The organism is Limnothrix sp. CMB-01 (assembly GCF_055193175.1).
This window is the reverse complement of sequence record NZ_CM143720.1, coordinates 1,463,942-1,486,269: the sequence shown is the minus strand read 5'-3', so window position 1 is coordinate 1,486,269 and position 22,328 is coordinate 1,463,942. Positions and strand designations below refer to the sequence as shown.

Annotated in this window: 21 protein-coding genes and 1 pseudogene; 16 read left to right on the top strand and 6 right to left on the bottom strand. The window is 54.7% G+C overall.

Annotated elements, in window-relative coordinates; translation table 11 throughout:
• The first annotated feature begins 59 nt into the window (after nt 1-59).
• A complete protein-coding gene (locus tag ACZA91_RS06235; protein ID WP_463185325.1) occupies nt 60-701 on the top strand; it encodes a HupE/UreJ family protein in 642 nt (213 codons plus the stop codon).
• Nucleotides 702-748: 47 nt separating this feature from the next.
• A complete protein-coding gene (gene cobW / locus ACZA91_RS06230; RefSeq protein WP_463185323.1) occupies nt 749-1,843 on the top strand; it encodes a cobalamin biosynthesis protein CobW in 1,095 nt (364 codons plus the stop codon).
• A 19-nt stretch (nt 1,844-1,862) separates the two neighbouring features.
• Here cobW and ACZA91_RS06225 read toward each other — a convergent pair whose 3' ends face one another.
• The 3 genes from ACZA91_RS06225 to bioU form a co-directional block, all read right to left on the bottom strand.
• Entirely contained in the window at nt 1,863-2,408 is a 546-nt protein-coding gene (locus ACZA91_RS06225; RefSeq protein WP_463185320.1) for a DUF456 domain-containing protein, read from the bottom strand.
• A 72-nt stretch (nt 2,409-2,480) separates the two neighbouring features.
• Complete coding sequence (locus ACZA91_RS06220; RefSeq protein WP_099532399.1) at nt 2,481-3,443, bottom strand: ABC transporter permease; 963 nt, start codon at nt 3,441-3,443, stop codon at nt 2,481-2,483.
• Between the two features lie 239 nt (nt 3,444-3,682).
• Nucleotides 3,683-4,687 carry a (S)-8-amino-7-oxononanoate synthase BioU gene (bioU, locus tag ACZA91_RS06215; RefSeq protein ID WP_463186398.1) on the bottom strand — a complete coding sequence of 335 codons (1,005 nt, stop codon included), beginning with the start codon at nt 4,685-4,687 and terminating at the stop codon, nt 3,683-3,685.
• A 682-nt stretch (nt 4,688-5,369) separates the two neighbouring features.
• On the opposite strand from bioU, the gene ACZA91_RS06210 reads away from it, so the two are divergent.
• The 8 genes and pseudogenes from ACZA91_RS06210 (at nt 5,370) to ACZA91_RS06175 (ending at nt 12,955) form a co-directional block, all read left to right on the top strand.
• The gene (locus ACZA91_RS06210; protein WP_099532398.1) at nt 5,370-5,582 is read left to right on the top strand and encodes a DUF2997 domain-containing protein; all 213 of its coding nucleotides are present in this window, start codon (nt 5,370-5,372) and stop codon (nt 5,580-5,582) included.
• A gap of 127 nt (nt 5,583-5,709) precedes the next feature.
• On the top strand, nt 5,710-6,096 hold the full coding sequence (locus ACZA91_RS06205; RefSeq protein ID WP_099532397.1) for a DUF1257 domain-containing protein: 387 nt from the start codon (nt 5,710-5,712) through the stop codon (nt 6,094-6,096).
• Between the two features lie 265 nt (nt 6,097-6,361).
• Nucleotides 6,362-6,820, top strand: a complete 459-nt coding sequence (locus ACZA91_RS06200; protein WP_463186397.1) for a ferredoxin — start codon at nt 6,362-6,364, stop codon at nt 6,818-6,820.
• A 133-nt stretch (nt 6,821-6,953) separates the two neighbouring features.
• Complete coding sequence (locus tag ACZA91_RS06195) at nt 6,954-7,544, top strand: GNAT family N-acetyltransferase (protein ID WP_463185313.1); 591 nt, start codon at nt 6,954-6,956, stop codon at nt 7,542-7,544.
• Between the two features lie 598 nt (nt 7,545-8,142).
• Nucleotides 8,143-9,156 (top strand): ABC transporter substrate-binding protein, encoded by a 1,014-nt coding sequence (locus ACZA91_RS06190; RefSeq protein WP_463185310.1) that lies wholly within the window; start codon nt 8,143-8,145, stop codon nt 9,154-9,156.
• Nucleotides 9,144-11,591 carry an ATP-binding protein gene (locus ACZA91_RS06185; protein WP_463185308.1) on the top strand — a complete coding sequence of 816 codons (2,448 nt, stop codon included), beginning with the start codon at nt 9,144-9,146 and terminating at the stop codon, nt 11,589-11,591. The genes ACZA91_RS06190 and ACZA91_RS06185 overlap by 13 nt, the downstream gene beginning before the upstream one ends.
• Nucleotides 11,588-11,962 (top strand): annotated as a pseudogene (locus ACZA91_RS06180) (response regulator); the annotation flags it as partial. The gene ACZA91_RS06185 and the pseudogene ACZA91_RS06180, both read left to right, overlap by 4 nt.
• A gap of 93 nt (nt 11,963-12,055) precedes the next feature.
• Nucleotides 12,056-12,955, top strand: coding sequence for a sensor histidine kinase (locus ACZA91_RS06175; RefSeq protein ID WP_463186396.1), 900 nt, complete (start codon nt 12,056-12,058; stop codon nt 12,953-12,955).
• Between the two features lie 82 nt (nt 12,956-13,037).
• Here ACZA91_RS06175 and tsaD read toward each other — a convergent pair whose 3' ends face one another.
• A complete protein-coding gene (tsaD, locus tag ACZA91_RS06170; protein WP_463185306.1) occupies nt 13,038-14,129 on the bottom strand; it encodes a tRNA (adenosine(37)-N6)-threonylcarbamoyltransferase complex transferase subunit TsaD in 1,092 nt (363 codons plus the stop codon).
• Between the two features lie 224 nt (nt 14,130-14,353).
• Here tsaD and ACZA91_RS06165 point away from each other — a divergent pair, with 224 nt between their 5' ends.
• The 4 genes from ACZA91_RS06165 (at nt 14,354) to ACZA91_RS06150 (ending at nt 15,837) form a co-directional block, all read left to right on the top strand.
• Nucleotides 14,354-14,836, top strand: coding sequence for a Photosystem I reaction center subunit III (locus ACZA91_RS06165; RefSeq protein ID WP_099532392.1), 483 nt, complete (start codon nt 14,354-14,356; stop codon nt 14,834-14,836).
• A gap of 104 nt (nt 14,837-14,940) precedes the next feature.
• Nucleotides 14,941-15,069 carry a hypothetical protein gene (locus ACZA91_RS06160; protein WP_255508539.1) on the top strand — a complete coding sequence of 43 codons (129 nt, stop codon included), beginning with the start codon at nt 14,941-14,943 and terminating at the stop codon, nt 15,067-15,069.
• Between the two features lie 23 nt (nt 15,070-15,092).
• The gene (gene psaJ, locus ACZA91_RS06155; RefSeq protein WP_099532391.1) at nt 15,093-15,218 is read left to right on the top strand and encodes a photosystem I reaction center subunit IX; all 126 of its coding nucleotides are present in this window, start codon (nt 15,093-15,095) and stop codon (nt 15,216-15,218) included.
• A gap of 136 nt (nt 15,219-15,354) precedes the next feature.
• Entirely contained in the window at nt 15,355-15,837 is a 483-nt protein-coding gene (locus ACZA91_RS06150) for a photosystem I reaction center subunit XI (protein ID WP_099532390.1), read from the top strand.
• A 170-nt stretch (nt 15,838-16,007) separates the two neighbouring features.
• Here ACZA91_RS06150 and ACZA91_RS06145 read toward each other — a convergent pair whose 3' ends face one another.
• Together ACZA91_RS06145 and ACZA91_RS06140 are read right to left on the bottom strand one after the other, a co-directional pair.
• The gene (locus ACZA91_RS06145) at nt 16,008-17,639 is read right to left on the bottom strand and encodes an FAD-dependent oxidoreductase (RefSeq protein WP_463185300.1); all 1,632 of its coding nucleotides are present in this window, start codon (nt 17,637-17,639) and stop codon (nt 16,008-16,010) included.
• A gap of 218 nt (nt 17,640-17,857) precedes the next feature.
• Entirely contained in the window at nt 17,858-18,739 is an 882-nt protein-coding gene (locus tag ACZA91_RS06140) for an NAD(P)-dependent oxidoreductase (protein WP_463185298.1), read from the bottom strand.
• Between the two features lie 343 nt (nt 18,740-19,082).
• On the opposite strand from ACZA91_RS06140, the gene ACZA91_RS06135 reads away from it, so the two are divergent.
• A complete protein-coding gene (locus ACZA91_RS06135; RefSeq protein WP_463185296.1) occupies nt 19,083-19,223 on the top strand; it encodes a hypothetical protein in 141 nt (46 codons plus the stop codon).
• 46 nt (nt 19,224-19,269) lie between these two features.
• Nucleotides 19,270-22,308: a type ISP restriction/modification enzyme gene (locus ACZA91_RS06130; protein WP_463186395.1), complete on the top strand. Its 3,039-nt coding sequence runs from the start codon at nt 19,270-19,272 to the stop codon at nt 22,306-22,308.
• The last annotated feature ends 20 nt before the right edge of the window (nt 22,309-22,328 follow it).

Here is a 22,328-nt window from a genome sequence, read left to right as displayed (position 1 = left end):
AATTCTGCATCCATCCCATATTCATCCCATCCGCCCACTAGGGCTTGGAGAAATTACCCATGCGACAAACCAAAACATTGGCATCGGTTCAAGGTCGTTTTGCTGGCGCTGTGACCGGTTTGGCCCTGCTGTTGGCTGCTCTGCCCGCATCGGCACACCACATGATGGGCGGTCAAGTGCCCAGCAACGGCTTTGAAGGATTCATGTCCGGTTTGGCTCACCCGGTGATCGGCTTGGATCACTTGGCCTTTGTGGCGGCTTCCGGCTTGGTGGCGATCGGGGCTGCCCGAGGGTGGATTGTGCCCGTGGTCTTTGCGGCGGCGGCCCTCGGCGGCACGGGGCTGCACCTGCAAAGTTGGGATTTACCCTTCCCGGAGCTAATGGTTTCCGGTTCGGTGGTGCTGTTTGGGTTGTTGCTGGCCATGGGTCGCCAACTGCCGACGGTGGCCTTGGGGGCGATCGCCCTGGTGGCTGGCCTGTTTCATGGTTATGCCTACGGTGAATCGATCGTGGGGGCAGGCATGGTTCCCCTCACGGCCTATCTGGTTGGGTTCACGGCCATTCAGCTCACGATCGCCCTCGGGGTGCGGGGGTTGGTGCAACAGTTGGCGGAAGGCTCGATCGCCCAAACCCTGCGCTACATCGGCTTTGTCATTGTGGGTGCGGGCGCGGCATTCTTAGCCTCGGCCTTGGGCGCTTAGGGCCGTTCAGGACTGGAGTTCAAGGACTGAATTCAACACCAATAACCATGCACAAAATTCCCGTTACCGTTGTCACCGGCTTTTTGGGCGCGGGCAAAACCACGCTGCTGCGCCATTTGTTGCAAAATCCCCAAGGCCGCCGGATTGCCGTGCTGGTGAATGAGTTTGGCGAAGTGGGGATTGATGGGGACTTGCTGCGATCGTGCCAAGTCTGTGACGAAGAGGAGGCGACTGGCCCCAATAACGGCCCCAGCAACGTGATTGAGCTGACCAATGGTTGCTTGTGCTGCACGGTGCAAGAGGAATTTTTGCCGACGATGCAACAGTTGCTCGATCGCCGGGAAGATATCGATTGCATTGTGATTGAAACTTCGGGGCTGGCGCTGCCCAAGCCGTTGGTGCAGGCCTTTCGCTGGCCGGAAATCCGCACGGGAGCCACGGTCGATGGCGTGATTGCCACGGTGGACTGCGAAGCCCTGGCCGCTGGTCGCGTGGTGGGCGATGTGGCCGCGTTGTTGGAGCAACGGGCCGCCGATGACAGCCTGGAGCACGAAACCCCGATCGAGGAGTTGTTTGAAGACCAGCTCGCCTGTGCTGATTTGGTGTTGTTGACCAAGTGCGATCGAGTGGAGCCGGAGGATGTGGCCCGGGTGGAAGCCTGGCTGAAGCAGGAGTTGCGACCCGGGGTAAAAATTGTTCGTTGCCAACGGGGGGCGATCGCGCCGGAACTGCTGTTGGGCTTCAATGCGGCCGTGGAGGACAACCTGGACGATCGCCCTAGCCACCACGATCATCACCACCATGACCACGATCATGACGATGAGCATGATCACGATCACGATCATGACCATGACCATGACCACGACGACGACATCAGCGCGATCGCCCTCACCCTCGGAACCGTGGAGCCTCGCGCCCTGGTGCAACGCCTAGAGCGATTGGTTCAGGAGTGGGAAATCTACCGCATTAAGGGATTTGCCGATGTGGCTGGCAAGCCGATGCGGTTGGTGGTGCAAGGGGTGGGGCCGCGGTTCGAGACCTTCTTCGATCGCCCCTGGCGGCCCGATGAAGCGCGATCAACCCAATTGGTGATTATTGGTCGCGATTTGGATCGATCGGCGATCGCGGCGGCCATTGGATAAGTTCAGGCTTGGGGAAAAGTTACATCGCCTGATTCCAGGTCGTGCCCACAAACACGATCGCCGCCATCAGGGCCAACAGTCCTTGAATCACGTTGCCAATGATGGATCCCAACAGGATGCCCAAAGCCGCCTTTAGGGAAACTTTGAAGCGGGGCACGAGTGGTACGGTGCGCCGGTAGAGCATTTCCCCCACCACGGCCCCCAACACCGGCCCCAACAAAATGCCTGCCAAAGGCCCTCCGATCGGGAGGGCCGGCAACAGGCCAAAGAACCCCAATAGCAACCCCACGATCGAGCCAATTTGCCCCCACTGGCTGGCTCCGGCCTTTTGTGCGCCAATGATGCCCGCCAGGTTGTCGATTAACAGGCTCAAGACCAACACGGCGATCGACACCCACAGGGCCGTGCTCACCAGGGCCCAGCCCTTGACGGCTCCCCAAATCACCACGGCCAACACCACCAAACTGGGCCCCGGAATGGCGGGGATGAAGGATCCCAAAACGCCCACCAAGGCCATGGCGATTAAGCCCAAATACAAAATTGTCTGACCTGTCTGCCCGTCCATGTTGAGTTGCGAATTGAGCTGCGAGTTGGTTGGCGAATTTGGGCGAGTTAATCGGGTTGGGATGACAGCGGGCTAGCGATCGAGCCGCACCCTCGGATCCAAAACTCCGTAGAGTCCATCCGCAATCAGATTGAACAGCACAATCAAAATCGCATAGATAAACGCGATCGCCATCACCACGGGCGTATCGTTACGCTGGATGGAGTCCACCAGCAAAGAGCCAATGCCCGGCACACGGAACACCTGCTCCGTCACGATCGCCCCCGTGAACACCGCTGGCACATCGAGCGCCACCAACGTCACCACGGGAATCAAGGCATTGCGCAAAATATGCCGCCCCACCACGATCCATTCCGGTAGTCCCTTCGCCCGAGCCGTGCGCACATAGCCCTGATAGACCTGTTCCAGCACCGAAGCACGGGTGAACCGCATCAGGCCGGCCGTTTGAAACAGGGCCAACACCCCGATCGGCATAATGGACTGCTTGATCTGCTCTCCCAGGCTAGCGAAATCCACCACTTGCAGGTTGCTGTCATAGATAAAGGGCAGCCAGCGCAGTTGCACACTGAACAGCAAAATCACCAGCAAGCCCGTGAAAAAGGGCGGCAGAGAAAAGCCAATGAAGGAAATGAGCGTGGCCGTGCGATCAACCCAGCCATGGCGCTTGAGGGCGGCAATTAGCCCCAACGGCAGGGCAATGAGGGCGCTGAATCCATAGGCCACCCCCACCACGGCCAGGGTGGTGGGTAACCGTTGGCCAATCAATTCCAAAACGGGCACTCGACTTACGAAGGAGTAGCCTAAGTCGCCCCGTAGCAGGGACAGCAGCCACTTGAAATAGCGGATGTGAACGGGTTGATCCAACCCCAGGGAGGCGCGAATTTGCGATCGCACCTCGGGGGAGAGGGCCCCGTTGGCGGCAAATTCACCCAAGGGGTCGCCGGGGGCCAGGGCCAGGATGCCAAAAATAATCAAACTGATGGCGAGCAGCGTTGGAATTGCCACCCCAATTCGTCCGAGGAAGTAGCGCCCCATGGGTTTAGTCGCGATTGACCCGGCTGATGGATCGAGTGATTGAATCGAGTGATTGAATCGAATGCCTGAATTGAATGACTGAATTGAACGATTGATCAGGGCATTGACCAACGTTCAAAGTTCAGAGTTCAAAGTTCAGAATTCAGACCGATGATAGGCCTTTGGGGCCGATCGCCCCGTAGCCAGCGAGACCCGCCGTGCAGATCGCTTTGGGCGGGTGTCGCTTGGCCAGATCGGCCTTAACGGACAAATTGGGGCATGATTTCAGCGGCGGTGAACAGGCCAAATTGCCCGCGCCGTTGCAGGGAAACGCCGGCCTTCAGGTAACCAAAGGCGGGGCCGCAAACGTTGGCGGCCATGCTGGTTTCGTCGCCGAGGGTGAAGGTGTGGGTGGAGATTTTGCCCTCGAAGGTGCGGCCCGTCACTTGCACGTTGGTGCTGAGGGGTTTCTTGGCGTTGCGCGTATCCACCACACCACCGACGGTGACCCGATCGCGGCTGCAAATGCCCGCCAGCTCCAGCATCAGATCATCGGCATGTTCCATGTTTTCCAAGGATAGGATGCCGTTGGTGGTGTCGAGCAGGGCTTCGACTTCCGCATCGGTCATCAGGCGGGCCCGCTCGGTGTCATAACCGGGCATGTGGGCGATGTCTTCGCGGATGGTGGCGCGGTAGGCTTCCCAGTTGGCGATGCCCACTCCGAAGGTAATTTTGACGCTGTGAACTTCGGCGTAGCTTTGGGCGGCGATCGTGGCGGCGGCGGTCAACAGGCCGGGGGTGGCTCCGCAACCGGTGAGGTAGGTGATGCCAGCGTTGGCGAGCTGATCGCCCAGGGCCAGGATCTGTTCCATGGCGCTGGTGCGCTTGAGGGCATCCACCAACACGCCGCGCCAACCGGAGGCGATGATTTGTTCGACAACCTCGGCCATGAAGGTGTTGGGCAGGTTGGGCAGGGCCAGGAAGAAGCCATCGACGTTACCCTTGGCGGCTTCGATCGCCTCGATGATGCTGGTGGGGCTGAGGGAGCCGCCGGGCAGATGGCCCACGGAACCCCGATCGCGGTAGGTGGCGATCGCCCGATCGGGATCTAGCCCTTCGGGGCTGTAGGCAAAGCCATCGCGATCGACCGCTGCCACCAACAGCATTTCGCGCTTGGGAGCCAGCACCCGCGCCGCCGCTTGGCCCAAACCGCCAAAGCCCATCACCCCAACCCGAATTGCGCCGGCCTTGTCCGAATTCACCATTTGCGCCGATGCCAAGTCCACAACCGAATGACTCATAACGGAATCCCCAAACTGAACGGGTCAATCAACTTCCAACAAATTCCCACAATACAGATTCCAACAAATTCCCAGTGCGGGAAAACGCTGGAAAAAGATAACCCCCAATCATTGCAGTGATCGGTAAATCTCAGCAATCGCGATCGCCGGGCCACCTGCTTGGACTCGGCGGGTTTCGATCGAGATTGCCTGGGCGGTGGGTTGCCCAAACCGGTAGCTGACAATACTTTCGAGCGATAAATGGTGGGCGCTCAATGGCCGATCGATTGCCCCAAACCCTTGCCAATGCGTCCCTTGACTGCGATCGGAAGTTACGCCACACTATCAAAAAGGCAAAGTCAGCGCTCCTATTCAATTTAAACAATTGTCAAGAAGCGTCTCGAAATGGATCGTTTTTTGGACGATCCGAATCGATCGACTCTCGATCGACATTTCAGACCCTCGGTAACTCGGTGAAATCCCGATTCTAAAAAGACCATGGTTTGCTCGGTTGGCGCTTTTCGCGGCCCGGAACTCCTCCGTTGGGTTCCCCGTTGCGGAGCGATCGCCCGAGTCAGTGCTCAAACACCGGTACGAGTTATCCCGCTTGGGAACTTGTGCAAAGGCCTTGAGACCGCCTGTTGGCCGCCTAGTCTGGAAACCCTGCATGGAAACCCTGGAATTCATCATTTACCCCGATGGTCGGGTACAGGAGAAAGTCACCGGTATCATCGGGGCCTCCTGTGCCGAAGTGACCGCCGCCATCGAAGCACAACTGGGGCGGGTCATTAGCCGCGAGGTAACTTCCGAAAACTTTGCTCGGGCCCAAGCGGATCGCGAGGCCTCGATCGAAGCCCAAACAACCTTCAGCGAGTGGTAGCACTCTGGGATTTCTAAGGCGCAGCTTTCGAGCCATTCGGGAGCGGCGCTTTAAAAATTTCAGCCGCGCTTGCTCCGGGGGGTCTGCATCGTTCAACCCGTTCAGATCGCTGTTAACGAAAACCACCATGTCGCACTTTAGCCAAATCAAAACGCAACTTCGCAACCTGACTTCCCTGAAAGCCGCCCTGACGGATCTGGGCATGGATTGGAAAGAAGGCCCCGCCACCGTGCGTGGTTACCAGGGGCAAACGGAAACTGCCGACGTGGCGATCGAACAGCCCAACGGCTACGACATCGGCTTTGCCTGGAACGGTCAGGAATATGCCCTGGTGACCGATATGCAATTTTGGCAACTGAACGGCTCGGTCGATCGGTTCCTGAAGCAAGTGACCCAGCGCTATGCCTTCCACACCGTGATCAACAGCGGTGCTGAACAGGGCTTCCAAGTGGCCGAGCAGGTCAAGAATGAGGACGGATCGATCCGTCTGGTGTTGCAACGCTGGAATGGTTAAGGTTCGTTAAGGGAGAGGCTTTGATCCTTTCTGCGCAACGACTCAACCGGCCGCGTCGTCTCCATTGTCTAGCGCTGGCTTTGCCCAAAGCAGTGGCGATCTCGCCAGATTTTCTCGCTTGCGATCGGGGCAGGTTCTCAGAGTCCAAACTCGGAACTTGCCCCGATTTGTTTTTTCCGATTGTCGGCTTGCTATGCCACTAGAGGCAGGAAAAACCATGGATCAGGAACCACAAGCACCAATGGAATCCGCGATGGAATCCGCAATGGGATCCACCAACCTGGGGGTCAACAATGACGCGGGCCCCGGGTTTGCGCCAGAGCTGGGCGGTGCATTGCGTGGCCTGGGCGATCGCACCGGATTGGAACCGGAGCTAGGCGGTCTGGTGCGCCAAAAAGGCGTGTATGTGGACGAAATTACCTGCATTGGCTGCAAGAACTGCGCCCACGTGGCCCGCAACACCTTTTACATTGAGCTGGAATATGGCCGGGCCCGAGCCATTCGCCAAGATGGTGACCCCGAGGAATTGATCCAAGAGGCGATCGACACCTGCCCGGTGAACTGCATCCATTGGGTTCCCTTTGCGGAGCTGAAGCGTCTTGAAGAAGAACGGCGCTATCAAGAAATTCCCACGGCGGGCTTCCCGATCGATAAATCCGTGATTGCGGCTAATTTGCGTCGTCGCAAGGAAGCGGCCAGAAAACGGCGATCGGAACAGGGTTGATCAACGATTGCAACCCACCATTACAACCAACGATTACAACCCACCATCACAAGCCTGAGTCCACGATTTAATGGTCGATCGCCCCTGACCCACGGGCTGACCCCGTTTCCCGAAGCTTTTGTTTCCCGAAGCTATGGTTCCTGAACCGCGAGTGAATGAACCCAGGGCCGATCGATCGCAGGCGGATCCTCCCAGGGCGAATGACGATCGACTCAGGGCGATCGTCATTCGCCCTGGCTTGCCCAGCGACGCAGCGGCAATTGCCCGACTTTTTCACGATACTGTGCGAGAAATTAACAGCCGTGACTACAGCCCCTCGCAGGTGAAAGCTTGGGCCCCGGATGATTTGTCGTTTCGTAACTGGGCTGAACGCAGCCAAACCCGCTGGACAATCGTGGCTGAAGATCGGTCAGTACCCGATCGCTACCTGATCGCGGGTTTCTGTGAATTGGAACCCGATGGCCACATTGATTGCTTCTACTGCCACAAAAACTATCAACGCTGTGGTTTGGGTCGGCAGCTTTACCAGGCTTTAGAAACTGAAGCACTCGATCGTTCCCTTCAACAATTGCAAGTTGAATCCAGCATCACAGCGCGCCCTTTTTTTGAAGCGATGGGCTTTATTATGCTCTCTCCCCAGACCGTAAGTGTTCGAGGCGAAAGTTTTGTGAATTACAAGATGGTTAAGGCGCTCAACCCAACTCCCAAAGGCAGCATAACCTAAGATTTAAACAAGCGAAATTTGCATCTTTGCCATGCGCTCTTTTGATGAAAATTCAAAAATTAATCACTAACAACTTTGTGATTGAAAAATGAAAAAATTAGTTGATTTAATTGAAATTAATCAACTAATTTTTGATCTGAGAATCATAGGGTAAATACTGATTGTTGATTCCTGAATTGGGAACTTAATTATAAATTTTGTCAACTGCTGGGATCGGATTCTAGCAATGGAGAAACGGGCGTGCTACCTTGAAAGTCCGGAAAAACTCGTAAATTAGTTCGAGCATTTCGAAGCATTACCCCTGCCCATTACCTGTCTCTGTCACGATCTTGCCCCCTTGATCCCGATATGTTGGTATCAATTTAAACCAGAAAATCTGTATTGATCAATCCTGGTTGTTCCGGCATTGCTTGTAAAGCGGCCTGTGAAAGCTAAATCCTGAGACTATGAATCAGAGAAAAAATAAAATAATCCTAAAAAAGTTGAATTGCCATCTGTTGTTGTGGTTCGGTCTGAATGACTGATCGGCCCTCGGCTCAGAGTGAGCCTGCCACTCACTGCTCCTATCCTCCTCATTGCTGAAACTGATGGCTCCAAAATGATGGTTCCCCAAAAATTTCGACCCAAACGGTTCCCACAATTTCTGTTGGTTTGCGCCTTCGTTCTGAGCCTGGTGATTCATGGCTGCTTGGCCGGTGGAAATCGCGAGCTGCCGACCTTGCGAGTGGGGATGAATAATTGGCCCGGCTACATGATTGCCCTCTACGCCAAAGAAGCGGGCCTCTTCCAAAAGCGCGGTCTCCAGGTGGAGTTAGTGCGCTTCACCAATCAGCAAGATAATATTCGGGCTACCATTCGCGGCTCGTTGGATGCCAGTTTTGTGCCCCTGTGGGAGGCAATGCAGGTAGACCCGGGGAACGATCGCCCGGCCTATGTGATGGTGGCGGACATTTCCCATGGTTCCGATGGGATTGTGGCGCGATCGTCCGTGCCCTCGGTGAAAGATTTGCGGGGCAAAACCGTGGCGGCCAAGTTGGGAACCGTCAGCCATCTGATCTTGCTAGAGGCTTTGCAGTCTCAGCAACTGAAGCCAACGGACGTGAAAATTAAAGACGTTTCCAACGATATTGCCGTGCAGTTGTTGTCCAAAGGCGAAGTGGATGCGGCGGTGGTTTGGGAACCATTGCTGAGTGAAACGGCGGCCAAAATTAAAGGTAAAGTGATTTTTACCACCAAAGATGTGGATAGTTTGGTGATTGATGGATTGGCCACGCGGGCTAGCTTTGCGGCGAATCATCAAGCGGAATTAACCCAACTCATGTTGGCTTGGTTAGATGCGATTCATGCGGTGGATACCCAGCCCGATCGCGTGTTTGCCAGCATTGCGCGTCAGTTGGGCCAAACGCCAGAATCCGTTGCTAAGGACTACTCCGGCCTACTAAAGGGTGGAGTTGAATTGAATCGCCGGATGTTTGAGGGTCGTCTTGAAGCCGCTAAAAATGAAATTGTGCAGTTGCTGAAGTTAGACCCGCGCCATCGCCAGGTTATTCGTGAAGATATTGAGTTTGATCGTGGGCCGATGATGACTGCAATTGAACAATGGAAACCCTAATTTCAAGCCAACAAAACCCAGACCAAAAGTCCGGGACAATCATCATTACCCCATCGCCCAAATCTCCCAAAGCGGTTGCCCCTGCCCGCAGCTTGGCTCGGCAGCTCCTCAGCAAGCTAGGAATTTCCCTGATGGCGATCGGGGTGTCCATTTTGGGCGTGAACTATCACCTGATTTCGGCCCAATTGCAAAACCAAATGGGCAAACGCGCCTTTGCCATTACCCAAGGGTTGCAGTTTGCGACGGAAGGACTGCTGGAAATTAGCCAAGAGAGCATTTTGCGGCGAGTGGTGCAAAATTATGCAACCTTGCCAACGGTGTTGGAAATTGCCATTTTGCGACCCGATGGCACGGTTTTAACCCATAGTTCGGGCTTCCTAGAAAACCAAGCCTATGCTGCAAAATATCCTGCCCTGGCGGAACCGATTCAAGGGGCGGCCGCTTCGGGGGTCGAAGCCAGTTACCCCATGCAATTGCAGGGGCGATCGGTGTTGGTGAGCCTGATGCCCTTTAGCAGCACGCTTTTTCAGGTGCAAGGGAAACGAGGGTTGGCCGTGGTAATGCTGGATCAAGAGCAAACGGCCTTGGAAATTCGCCAGAGTTTTTTGACTTCCATGGTGACTTGGGGGGCTGGCATCATTGGCATTTTGGGTTTGGGAACTCTGCTGTTGCAGCGTCTGGTGTTGCGGCCTTTGAATCAGCTTCAGCAGGCGATCGGGGTTAGCCAGGCAGGCATGACTTTCACCTTGCCTCCGCAAATGCCTGACCATGAAATCGGCTTTTTGGCAAAAACATTTGAGCAGATTTTTACCCAAAATATTGCCTTGCTAAATCAAGCCCAACAGCAAACGGTGGCCCTGGCCAAAGCCAAAGAGGCGGCGGATGTGGCTAACACGGCCAAGAGTGAATTTTTGGCCAATATGAGCCATGAATTGCGAACACCGCTGAATGGCATTTTAGGCTATGCCCAAATCCTTCTGCGATCGCGCACCATGACCGAAAAGGAGAAGCATGGGTTAACGGTAATTTACCAATGCGGCTCCCATCTGTTGAATTTGATTAATGACATTTTAGATCTGTCTAAAATCGAAGCGCGAAAGCTAGAAATTTTGCCCGCTCCGGTGAATTTCCCAGCATTTTTGCAAAGTGTGATCGAAATTTGCAAAATCCGTGCCGAACAGAAAGAACTGAATTTTATCTATGAAGCCGATCGCCCTTTGCCGGAAGGGTTGTTGTTTGATGAAAAACGTCTGCGCCAGGTGCTAATTAATTTGTTGGGCAATGCCATTAAGTTCACCGATGCGGGATCGGTAACGTTGCAGGTGCAATGGGTTGATCGCCCCGTGGAAACCGCCGCAAAATCCCACCAACCAGCACAACCTTGCTTGCGGTTCGTGGTGAAAGACACGGGCATTGGCATGAGTGCCGATCAGTTGGGGCGTTTGTTCACGGCCTTTGAGCAGGTGGGCGATCGCCGCAGAAATGCCGAAGGAACCGGTTTGGGTTTGGCCATCAGCCAGCAAATGGTGCAGTTGATGGGCGGAACCATTCAAGTACAAAGTACCTTGGGCGTGGGGAGTGTTTTTTCGTTCCAGTTGTCATTCCCAGAAACCGATCGCTGGCAAGTGCCGTTGCTGGAGTCCTACAGTCAATTGGTGGTGGGCTATGAGGGGGCGAAGCGCAATTTGCTGATTGTGGACGATCGCCCCGAGAATCGATCGGTGCTGGTGGCATTTCTAGAGCCGCTGGGATTTGGTTTGGTCGAAGCGGAAAATGGGCAAGTGGCCTTGAACTATTTGCGATCGCAGATTCCCAATCAGCTCCCAGATTTGGTGATTACGGATTTAGCCATGCCTGTGATGGATGGCTTTGAAATGCTGGAAAAAGTCCGCCATGATCCGCTGCTCTGCCATTTGAAAATCTTGGTTTCTTCCGCTTCTGTGACGCAACTCGATCGCCAAACTAGCATCGAAGCGGGTGGTGATGATTTTCTGGCCAAGCCAGTGTCAATGGCAAATTTGCTGGACAGTTTGCAGCGCCATTTGGGCGTGGTTTGGCGCTATGAATCGGAGGATGTTGCTGCGGGTTCTCAGTCCACAGCAGCCCATTTAACGAATGAATTCGCCGAACAAAAAGCCATTCATTTACCCGATCGGGCAACCCTGGAAAATCTGCTAGATCTGGCCCAGCGGGGACGCTTAAAACAACTCTTGACAGTCATTGACCCCCTGCAAACCCAAGATCCGCAACTGCAATCCTTTTGGAAGGAATTGCGATCTTTGGCGAAAACCTTCCAAGCGGAACGGATTGAAACCCTGCTGCAAACGGCCCTGGCCAGTCAAGATCAATCGCTGCCCAGCGAAGATCACACTGAGCCGGCCATTGCTGGGTCAGCCATTACCAGTCAGCCATCAACCTTTGGAGAGTTCTCATGACCAATATGCTATCGGGTTTGATTTTGATTGTGGATGATACGCCAACGAATTTGGATGTGGTTTGTGAAGCATTGAGCGATGCGGGACTTGAGGTGGCCATTGCCACCAGCGGTGAACGGGCGCTGCAGCAGGTGCAGCGAGAACTGCCGGATTTGATTCTCTTGGATGTGATGATGCCGGGAATTGACGGGTTTGAAACTTGCCAGCGCTTGAAGGCCGACCCCTTGACTCGATCGGTGCCAATTATTTTTATGACCGCGCTTTCGGATACGGATAGCAAAATTAGGGCCTTAGACTTAGGAGCCGCTGATTACATCACGAAGCCCTTCCAAGAACAAGAGGTGCTCGCAAGGGTCAAAACCCATTTGCAAATTCGATCGCTGACCAAGGAATTAGAACAGGATTTGGATCAAAAAAATGCGGCTCTGCAAGCTTCCCAATTGCACCTAATTCAAAGTGAAAAAATGTCTGCCCTGGGAAACCTGGTGGCAGGGATTGCCCATGAAATTAATAACCCGATCGGGTTTTTACGGGGCAGCATTGAGCACATTCAAGACTATTTGGAAGATTTGATGGAGCATTTGGACTGTTATCAACAGACCTACTCGGAAGCGAGTGCCCAAATTTTGGATCATGCGGAAGATATTGAGCTGGACTTAATTCGCGAAGACTTGCCCAAAATTCTCGATTCCATGAAGGCCGCTAGCCATCGCATCGCAGAAATTAGCACCAGTTTGCGAACTTTTTCGCGATCGGATAGTGATAATGAAGATGCTCAGGTGTTGGCAGATATCCATGAGGGCTTGGATAGTACCTTGTTGATTTTGAAATATCGCCTGAAAGCGAGCGATCGCCGCCCAGAAATTTTGATTCAAAAACTGTATGGGAACTTGCCGGAAGTGCCTTGCTTTCCGGGACAGCTCAACCAGGTTTTTATGAATTTGTTGGCCAACGCGATCGATGCCTTCGATGAAGCCACCCATCAACAATCCTTTATGGAATTGGCAACTCGGCAGCCAACCATCACGATCGAAACCCTCCTAGCACCCGATCAACAATCGGTGGAAATTTGGATTCGTGATAATGCCTTTGGAATGAGTGAAGCGGTGCAGCAGCGCATTTTTGATTGGGCTTTCACGACCAAAGGCGTGGGGCGTGGCACGGGGTTGGGTTTGGCGATCGCCCGCCAAATTGTGGTCGATCGACATCAGGGCGAGCTGACAGTGAACTCAACCTTGGGAGAAGGCAGCAGTTTCTGCTTGCGGTTACCGCTGCCCTCAATGTTTTCTGATCTGACTTGGGACAGTGGCGCGATGATGGGAGGGGTGTCGCCCAGTTCCCTGGTGGAGTCCCGTTGTTTTTGAGGGCCACCGCTCTTGCTCAATTAACCGGAAATCGTCCCTGTGGATCTGGCTCCGATCGTTCAACGGGAATTGCCCAACCTTCCTAGGTCTTCAGGGATTCCAGCACCCAGGGAGATTGTTTCGGGGGTTCCATCTTCGGATAGAGCGTTAGCACCTGTTCCAAACCCAGGCGCGATTGGGCGGCGGTGCTGAGGGGCGATTGTCGCTCCCGATCGAAATGTTCACCGGCCGCACAGGCAATCATGGCCGCATTGTCGGTGCAGAACTTCATGGGCGGGAACAAAACCCGTAGCCCCAAGGGTTCCGCCGCCGCCGCCAGGGTTGCCCGCAAGCCACGATTGGCCGCCACCCCACCCCCGATCGCGATTGTCGAAAGGCCCAGATCCTGTGCCGCCGCGATCGTCCGCTTGGTGAGGGCATTCACCACCGCCGTTTGGAAGCTGGCGGCCAAATCCGCCAAAGGCAGCTCAGGGGATTCCGCTTGCAGTTTTTGCACCAATCGCAACATGGCCGTTTTCAGGCCGCTGAAGCTGCAATCGTAGGGATGAAACCCCCCGTCCGGCAACGAAACGCGCCCTTCCGGCAACTTGAAAGCCTTGGGATTGCCCTCGGCCGCCAGGCGATCGATCACGGGCCCGCCCGGATAGCCCAAGCCCATCAACCGCGCCACCTTGTCAAAAGCCTCCCCCGCCGCGTCATCCCGGGTTTGACCCACCGTTTCATAAACACCCGAGTCGCGCACCGCAATCAAGCTGGTGTGGCCCCCAGAAACCAACAAACACAGGAACGGCGGCTGCAACGTTGGCTCCATTAAATAGGAGGCGCAGATATGACCTTCCAGGTGATGCACCGCCAAAAAGGGTTTTTGGTGCAGCATGGCCAGGGTTTTGCCCGCCGTCAGCCCCACCAACAGGGCCCCAACCAAACCGGGCGCACTGGTGGCGGCCACCGCGTCGATCGCCCCCCAATCGAGACCTGATTCCTGGAGCGCTTGGGCGATCGTCCAATTAATCGTTTCCACATGGCCCCGGGAAGCCACCTCCGGCACAATGCCGCCGTAGGGCTGGTGGAGGGCAATTTGCGACGAGACCACATTGGCCAGCACTTGACGATTCTTTACGATCGCCACCGCCGTCTCATCACAACTTGTTTCAATTGCTAAAGCAGTCGCCATCGTTGGGAATTTGGCTGATATGGTGAGGGGCAGTATTGGCCATTTGTTGAAGTCTAACTGGTTTCGGCCGAAGACTTCAAACGCGCCCTCTGCCTAGCCTTGCGCGGTCTGGTGTTCCTCCTTAAAGGGATCCAAACCAACGGGGCGATCGGGCAAAGTTCTCGCGACAAATTGCCGTGATTTGTAACAGAAACGTATTGTTTCATAAAGAAAGGAAACAATCTATGCGTCAGTTGTTTGCAATTGCGCTAGCGGTTTGCCTCTGGTTTGGGTTTGCTGCCCCGGCTAAGGCAGATTACTACGCTAACCTGACCCCCTGCGGCCAGAACGCTGCCTTCGTCCAACGCGCCAAAGCAGCCACCACGCCCCAGGCGAAAGCTCGTTTTGAAAAGTATTCCACGCTGCTGTGCGGTGAAGAGGGTCTGCCTCACTTGATCACCGATGGCAACCTGTCTCACCTGGCAGAATTCACGATCCCGAGCTTGGCTTTCCTGTACATCGCTGGCTGGATTGGCTGGGCTGGTCGTTCGTACCTGCAAGCCGTCAAGAAGGGTGACAGCCCCGAAGAAAGCGAAATCATCATCAACGTGCCTTTGGCTGTGAAGTGCTCCTTGGGTGGTGCGGCTTGGCCCGCAGCGGCCTTGGCTGAATTCAGCAGCGGTAAGTTGTTGGCCAAAGACAGCGAAATTACGGTTTCGCCTCGCTAAACCCGGTTGGTTTACCGGGGTGCGGTAAGGGCACAGGTTTATGGTGACAAATCGGATGACGACCTCGATCGGTCAGCCTCCGTTGCTGGCAAACAACTGATTCTGTGAGCGATCGCCTGGGGCTGGGAGGCACAACCAACCGACCCGGTGATCGCTTCCCTGTTATCAGCGATCGCCCCGTTTCCGTTCCCGCCTGGGCCATGGCCGATCGACCCCCACTCCCCTGTTTTTAGAGATCTGGATTCGGAGACCATCCATGAAAGACTTGCAGCGCTATTTGTCCTCGGCTCCCGTGTTGGCAGCCGCTTGGGTTACCTTCACCGCTGGCCTGTTGATTGAATTCAACCGGTTCCATCCGGATTACTTGGTGCCGCCCTTCTAAATAAAGGGCGATCGCAGTTTGGGCGTTGGGTTGGGTCTGCCAAAGGGCAGCCAGAACACCGGCCCACGATCCAAACAACCAGTTTTGAAAACGCTTTGTCCCGCTGATTGCACGCTTAACCTCTAGAGGGAAAACTATGGCTTTGGACGTGGTTTCTCATAACGGCGATCCCCAGGTCGGCGATCTGGTGACTCCGATCTCCGGTTCTGGTTTTACGAAGGCTTTGATTCAAAATCTGCCGGCCTACCGCAAGGGGCTGTCGCCGATTCGTCGTGGTTTGGAAGTGGGCATGGCCCATGGTTATTTGCTGTTTGGGCCCTTTGCCTTCACGAGCCAATTCCGCAACACCAGCTACGGCACTTTGGTGGGCTTGATTGAAGCAATTATTTTGGTGACGATTCTGTCGCTGTGCCTGTCGGTCTATGGCAACGTGACGACCAAGGCTCCTTTGGCCTCCGTGGCCGTGTCCGAAGTGCCCGCTGAGTTGGGCACGAAGGAAGGCTGGAGTGAGTTCGCTGGCGGCTTCACGATCGGTGGCATCGGCGGCGCGGCCTTCGCTTACGCGGTTTATTCCGTGGTGCAGTCGGGCGTGTTCCAAACCTTTGCGAACGGTCTGTAATTGACCCGGCCCTTGGTTTTCAACCTGAACTTTTAAGCCCAAAAAGGCGGTGGTCTCAATGGCCATCGCCTTTTGGTTTTGGGCGGCTCATGAATTTTGGGCCGCTGGTTTGGGCACTGATTTCTGGGTGCTGGTTTCTTGATTTTCTGGATCTTGATTTCCTGGATCTTTTAGGAGTCGATCGCGGCGGGTAAATCCGCCAGCCAACTGGCCGCCCGTTGCCCATTGCCGGGGCCGCTGGCCAAACCCCAAGACCCGGTTCCCGTAATCACGAACCCATTGGGGCCACAGGGAGCCACCGTTGATTGGCCATCCGCATGGACTGGCCGCGCCCCCACCCAGGGTTGCAGAGCCGCCAACACCGCCCCATCCGGGGATTCGGACTCCAAATTGGGGGAGCCATGGAGCGCCCACAGCTCCGGAAAGAACTGCGCCGCCGCCCTCAGTTGCGATTGCAGGGCCCACCGTGCGCCGGGGTGTTGTAAATCGAGGGGCCGATCGACCCCGGGATAGAACTTGCAGCCGCCGATCCGAATTTCCCAATTTCCGGCGTTGGCTCCCAGGGCTTCCGGCTGGAATCGATCGAGCCGACGCGGATCCAAAACATCCAGGGGAATGAGCCGATCGCCCCAGGCCGCGGCCCAGGTGCGATCGATCCAATCAGTGGCCTCCCCGCTCATATCCAGCGCCAGGCGATCGAGCGCCCGCTGCTGATCCAACCAATCGAGAAAAGCCGCCGCCGGAATCAGGGTGGGGCTGATCACCAACGGCCCGGCGCTGCCGTCCTGTTTCCAGGCCCGGCGGGGAAAGGTCAGACCCTGGGCGATCGCCGATCGGGGAATGGCGAAGGTGATCGATGTGCCCGCGATCGGGAAGAGTGGTTGGCTGACCGCGCCGCTTTGTTCCAGCAGTGGATCAAACCCCGTGGCAAAGATGAACCGATCGGTGGCGCGGCCGAGGGTGATCGCTTTGCCCCCTTGGTGGGCCCGCAATTGCTGGATTTGACCGCTGGCATCCCGATCGATTCCGGCAATTTCCGTGTTCAGTTGCCACTGAATCCGCCCCATTTGATTCAGCCGATCGGTCAATTCCGCCACCAGTCGCCCCGCATGGATCGCGCCCCCCGGTTGGCGGGTGATTTGGCCCGCAAAGGCCGCCGCTCCCAAAAAAGGAGCCAAACCGGGATTCAGGGCCAAGGCTTCCGCCACCGACACCAGAGCCGCCACGGAGCGATCGCCTGCGGCCCGGTGCAGCCGCGCCACCTCTTGGTTGGCCTTGGTCGCGGCTTGAGAACCCTGATAAACCCGCAGTTTCGCCCCCAATTGCAAACCGGTGCGGGCCGCCAGGTGCGGATCTTGAGCAGCCAGCTCGCGCCAGAGGTGCAAATTGCGGAACCCCAATTGCAGCATGGCCCGCTCCCGATCGGCCGCCGTGGCTTCCTGGGCCCGCGCCCGCTCCAAAAATGCCCCGATCGCGGCTCGATCGGCCCCCTGAGCCACAAACCCCGGATAGGCATAGCCCCCCTGATCCACAGGTGTTTCAAAGGCCTGGGCCAATTGCGCGGCCGTGAGACCGCCGGCCACCAGCCCTTCGGTGGCCGTCAAGCTGCGCCCATTGCCCGCCGTCAGACCCGCCCCCGGTGTGGCGGCGCGATCGACCATGACTAAGGGCAGTTCCGTTTGGCCCGTTTGGCGAATGGCCCAAGCGGTCAACAAACCCGCCACGCCCGCACCGACGATGTAGACCCGACGGGCGCGGGGCCCGGTGGTGCGATCGACAGGATTCAACAGAACAGAGGACATGGCAGCAACTTGGGGTCTAGGGGATGGGAGCAGGCGGGTCGATCGGGTGGGCGATCGGGGGTAATGAATTTAGAATAACTATTCAACGATGAATCGATGAAAGCTTCAAGGGCTAAACAGCGGTCACCATGACCGTTGGCAACGGCCGCCGTAGCCCAAAGCTCATTTTAAAAACGATCGCCCCAACGATCGCCCATTCACGCCGCTGCCCAATCGGCCTAAGGTTCCGGTTCCGTCGCCGGAGCGATCGCCGCAAACAGCGCCGAATAGTCCGTGTTGCCCAACCCCAGAGCGATCGCCCGTTCCACCACCGCCCGCACTGCCTGCACCGGAGCCGTCTCGATTCCTTGGGCCCCCGCCGCCTGGGTGAACAAGTCCAGATCCTTCAGCAGATGCTTCGTGGGGAAATTGGGGCGATCGAAGTCCCGATCGAGCATCCGTTGCAATTTCTTGTCAAAGGTCGGCGCGTAGAGGGCGCTGGGTCGCAAAATCTGCAAAAAAGTCTCAACGGCAATCCCTTCCCGCTGCACCAGAGCCAAACTGGCCGCAAACGCCGTCGTCAGCGACCCAATCAACTGATTCATCGCCAACTTCAGGGCCGCCGCCGACCCCACGGGCCCCACCAACAGCGGCTCGGGGCCAAAGGTTTGCAACCAAGCCCGATCGCGATCGAACTGTTGCGGCGTGGCCCCCACCATCAACAGCAACTTGCCCGCGCTCAGTTCGGGAATGCTGCCCAGGACGGGCGCTTCGTAATAGTCACAGCCCAAAGCGGTCAACTCCGCGCCGATCGCCCGGCTTTCCTCGGGGGCGATCGTCCCCATATGCACCACGGTTTTGTCCGCCAACAGCGCCCCGATCGCCCGATCCAGCAGCACCGATCGAATCGCGGCCCCATCCGCCAGCCACAACACCACCCGATCGGCCGGGGCGATCGCCGCTGCCAAGTCCGTCGTAGTGTTCAGGCGATCGATCCCTTGCAACGGTTCCAGAGCCTCGGGCGATCGGTTCCAAGCCAGCACCTCCTGCCCCGTTGCTGCCAGCCGCCCGGCCGCGGCCCGACCCATTAACCCCATGCCCAACACGGCTACTACAGTCATTGTGCTTACTTTTGTTCTGAGTGATTAGTTTGCGTGATCCTTAAGATCGCATCAAACTGCTGAGAAAATATGAATCCTTAAATGTCAATGATCAACTGAATCGATCATCCCGTCGGTTGGATGGAAGTAAGGCTAAATTGTGATGAAATGGTTGATTTTTCTCCCATATACCGAAAATTCTGACCACTCAACCGATCGACCCGGTTGGAGGGCGTACAGCGGTACGCCCCTACCCGATCGGGCCTTGTTGAATGGAGCGATCGATGCGGAAAAAATCGATCAATTCCCGTAGGGGCGCATCGCCATGCGCCCTCCGATACGCGAAATCTCGAATTGTCAATTCATGGCAACCGATCGACCCGGTTGGAGGGCGTACAGCGGTACGCCCCTACCCGATCGGGCCTTGTTGAATGGAGCGATCGATGCGGAAAAATCCGATCCGCAAAATCTCTACGGCTTCCTGAAATGTGATACAAAAAAATAGGATCTTTGCGGGTGGGATGTCCGCATTTTGGCTGGGAGATTGGGATATGTCGCGCCTGCTAATCGATCGCTACTATGCCGATTTGGCCGATTGCAAGCAATATGGCGGGCAGCTCAACGAAAGCAATTTGCGAAAATCCTTTGCCAATTTGTTAGATGGCTATTGCCGGCCTCGCAACTATCGATTGGTGGAGGAAATTTCGACTCGCACGGCCCGAGGTAACATCATCAAGTTTGATGGGGTGGTGAAAAATGCCCTGCGGTTTGATTTGGGCTATTGGGAAGCCAAAGACACTAAGGACGATTTAGATCGGGAAATTGCGGCCAAATTTGAAAAGGGTTATCCCGACGACAATATTTTATTTGAAAACACCGAAACGGCGGTTCTGATTCAAAGCGGTGAGGAAGCATTTCGGATTGAATTGGCGGATGCGGCGGCGTTGGATCGTTGCCTCAATCAGTTTTTAGATTATGAGCGGCCGGAGGTGAAGGGATTCCGGCAGGCGATCGAGAAGTTTCGGGAGGATTTGCCGCAAATTGTGGAGGTCTTGCGGGAAACGATTGCCCAGGAAGAAACCAGCAACCAGCGTTTTTTGGAGTTGCGCGATCGGTTTTGGGAAACTTGCAAAACGTCGATCAATCCGCAAATTACGCTGTTTGATGTGCAGGAAATTTTGATTCAGCATATTTTGTCTGAGGATATTTTCCTGAATGTGTTTAATGACGCGCAATTTCACCGGGACAACAACATTGCGCGGCAAGTGCAATCGGTGGTGGATACGTTTTTTACGGGTGGGTTGCGGCGAAATGTGCTGAAGTCGATCGACCACTATTACGGGGTGATTCGGCAGCAGTCGGCGGCGATCGCGGATCATCGCGAGAAGCAAGAGTTTCTGAAGTCGGTTTACGAAAATTTCTACAAGGCTTATAACCCGAAGGCGGCCGATCGGCTGGGGATTGTCTACACGCCGTCGGAAATTGTCAAGTTCATGATCCAGGGGACAAATTACCTGCTGGAGAAACATTTCGATCGGCTGTTGTCTGATGCAGGGGTGAAGATTCTTGATCCGGCGACGGGCACGGGGACGTTTATCACGGAGTTGATTGAATATTTGCCGGTGCGATCGCTGGAGCAAAAATATCGGGAGGATTTGTTTTGCAATGAGGTGGCGATTTTGCCGTACTACATTGCGAATTTGAATATTGAATATTGCTATCAGCAGAAAACTGGAACGTATGAGGAGTTCAACAATATTTGCTTTTTGGATACGTTGGATCATGCGGGGTTGAAGGAGGAGCAAAAGGATCTGTTTTCGATTTCGGTGGAAAATACGGAACGGATTCGGCGGCAAAATGCGGAAGATTTGACGGTGATTATTGGCAATCCGCCCTATAACGCTTGGCAGGAAAATTTTAATCTCCGCAATCCAAATCGTCCCTATCAAGAAATTGATAAGCGGCTGAAGGATACCTACATCAAGAAGGGGACGGCTCAAAATAAAATCGCTGTTTATGATATGTATGTGCGGTTTTATCGTTGGGCATCGGATCGGCTAACAGAAGGTGTTTTGTGCTTTATCACCAATTCATCATTCTTGGATTCAAAAGCCTTTGATGGATTCCGCAAGTGTATTCAAGAAGAATTTGATTATGCTTATTTTCTCGACTTAGGTGGCAATGTCCGCGAAATCTCGGGACGTGATGGAATTTTTATCGGTGAAGAGCATACGATCTTTGGCATTTCGGCTATGACTGGGATCGTGATTGGCTTTTTAGTCAAGAAACGCGGCAATCATGACGGCTGCAAGCTTTTCTATTGCCATCCGTTTCATATTCATGCGTTGCGTTCTGAAAAGCTCAATTATTTGAAAGCAACCAAATTTTCTGACATTAATTTTGAGCGAGTTCGACCAGACAAAAAACAAAACTGGATTAATCAGACGGATAACGATTTTGATCAGTTGTTGCCGCTGGTTGATAAGGAAGTGAAGGCGGGTCGGGGAAATAATGCGATTTTCTGCCTGTTTTCAATGGGAGTAAAAACATTACGAGATGAATGGGTGTATGACTTTTCTCTGGATGAGCTGACAAAGAAATCAACGCATATGGTAGCTGCCTATATGCATAGACTTGAACACAATAATCCTCTGGAGATGGATACTAAGTGGGATGCAGAAACAGAAAGACATTTGCTAAACAGAATTACCAAGCATTTTGATGCTTCTAGCTTGAGACGATCTGCATGGCGACCATTTATCAAAAAATATCTCTACTTTGACAAGCATTTCAATGGACGAATCTATCAGAACATGGTGACATTTCCATTTCCTGACAGCATTAATCAGTTAATTTGCTGTACAGATGCTGGAACACAAACACCATTTATGATCACAGCCAGTGATGTTATTCCAGATTTACACTTAGTTGGCACGGCTGCACAGTATCTTCCGCTCTATACCTACGATCGCGACGGCAATCGCAGCGAAAATATCACCGATTGGGCACTGCAACAATTCCGCGACAACTATCAGGATTCACAGATTCAACGGCTCGATATTTTTCATTACACCTACGCCGTTTTGCACCATCCCGCCTATCGGCAAAAATACGAAATCAACCTCAAACGCGACTTTCCCCGACTGCCCCTCTATGCCGACTTTTGGCAATGGGCAAATTGGGGCCGCGACCTGATGGATTGGCATATCAATTACGAGGCGATCGAACCCTACCCGCTCGATCGCGCCGACCTGCCCCCCGACGAAAAAGCCAACCCACCCAAACTGAAAGCCGACAAAACCAAAGGAACCATTCAAATCGATCGGCTCACCACCCTCAGCGGCATTCCCCCGATCGCTTGGGACTACAAACTTGGCAACCGCAGCGCGATCGAATGGGTCTTAGATCAACACAAAGAAAAGACCCCCAAAGACCCCACCATTCGCGAATTATTTAATACTTATCGCTTCGCTGACTACAAAGAACGGGCGATCGATTTGATTCAGCGCGTCTGCATCATTAGCATCAAAACTATGGAAATCGTGCAACAAATGCCCGCTGAATCGGTGCATCAGCCGCGAGTTTTCTGAGGCTCCAGCCAAACCGCATG

What these genes read in the sequence shown, in the direction of transcription:
- ACZA91_RS06235 (WP_463185325.1), top strand. Translation starts at nt 60, where the DNA reads ATGCGACAAACCAAAACATTGGCATCGGTTCAAGGTCGTTTTGCTGGC.
- cobW (WP_463185323.1), top strand. Translation starts at nt 749, where the DNA reads ATGCACAAAATTCCCGTTACCGTTGTCACCGGCTTTTTGGGCGCGGGC.
- ACZA91_RS06225 (WP_463185320.1), bottom strand. Translation starts at nt 2,408, where the DNA reads ATGGACGGGCAGACAGGTCAGACAATTTTGTATTTGGGCTTAATCGCC.
- ACZA91_RS06220 (WP_099532399.1), bottom strand. Translation starts at nt 3,443, where the DNA reads ATGGGGCGCTACTTCCTCGGACGAATTGGGGTGGCAATTCCAACGCTG.
- bioU (WP_463186398.1), bottom strand. Translation starts at nt 4,687, where the DNA reads ATGGTGAATTCGGACAAGGCCGGCGCAATTCGGGTTGGGGTGATGGGC.
- ACZA91_RS06210 (WP_099532398.1), top strand. Translation starts at nt 5,370, where the DNA reads ATGGAAACCCTGGAATTCATCATTTACCCCGATGGTCGGGTACAGGAG.
- ACZA91_RS06205 (WP_099532397.1), top strand. Translation starts at nt 5,710, where the DNA reads ATGTCGCACTTTAGCCAAATCAAAACGCAACTTCGCAACCTGACTTCC.
- ACZA91_RS06200 (WP_463186397.1), top strand. Translation starts at nt 6,362, where the DNA reads ATGGGATCCACCAACCTGGGGGTCAACAATGACGCGGGCCCCGGGTTT.
- ACZA91_RS06195 (WP_463185313.1), top strand. Translation starts at nt 6,954, where the DNA reads ATGGTTCCTGAACCGCGAGTGAATGAACCCAGGGCCGATCGATCGCAG.
- ACZA91_RS06190 (WP_463185310.1), top strand. Translation starts at nt 8,143, where the DNA reads ATGATGGTTCCCCAAAAATTTCGACCCAAACGGTTCCCACAATTTCTG.
- ACZA91_RS06185 (WP_463185308.1), top strand. Translation starts at nt 9,144, where the DNA reads ATGGAAACCCTAATTTCAAGCCAACAAAACCCAGACCAAAAGTCCGGG.
- ACZA91_RS06175 (WP_463186396.1), top strand. Translation starts at nt 12,056, where the DNA reads ATGTCTGCCCTGGGAAACCTGGTGGCAGGGATTGCCCATGAAATTAAT.
- tsaD (WP_463185306.1), bottom strand. Translation starts at nt 14,129, where the DNA reads ATGGCGACTGCTTTAGCAATTGAAACAAGTTGTGATGAGACGGCGGTG.
- ACZA91_RS06165 (WP_099532392.1), top strand. Translation starts at nt 14,354, where the DNA reads ATGCGTCAGTTGTTTGCAATTGCGCTAGCGGTTTGCCTCTGGTTTGGG.
- psaJ (WP_099532391.1), top strand. Translation starts at nt 15,093, where the DNA reads ATGAAAGACTTGCAGCGCTATTTGTCCTCGGCTCCCGTGTTGGCAGCC.
- ACZA91_RS06150 (WP_099532390.1), top strand. Translation starts at nt 15,355, where the DNA reads ATGGCTTTGGACGTGGTTTCTCATAACGGCGATCCCCAGGTCGGCGAT.
- ACZA91_RS06145 (WP_463185300.1), bottom strand. Translation starts at nt 17,639, where the DNA reads ATGTCCTCTGTTCTGTTGAATCCTGTCGATCGCACCACCGGGCCCCGC.
- ACZA91_RS06140 (WP_463185298.1), bottom strand. Translation starts at nt 18,739, where the DNA reads ATGACTGTAGTAGCCGTGTTGGGCATGGGGTTAATGGGTCGGGCCGCG.
- ACZA91_RS06135 (WP_463185296.1), top strand. Translation starts at nt 19,083, where the DNA reads ATGGCAACCGATCGACCCGGTTGGAGGGCGTACAGCGGTACGCCCCTA.
- ACZA91_RS06130 (WP_463186395.1), top strand. Translation starts at nt 19,270, where the DNA reads ATGTCGCGCCTGCTAATCGATCGCTACTATGCCGATTTGGCCGATTGC.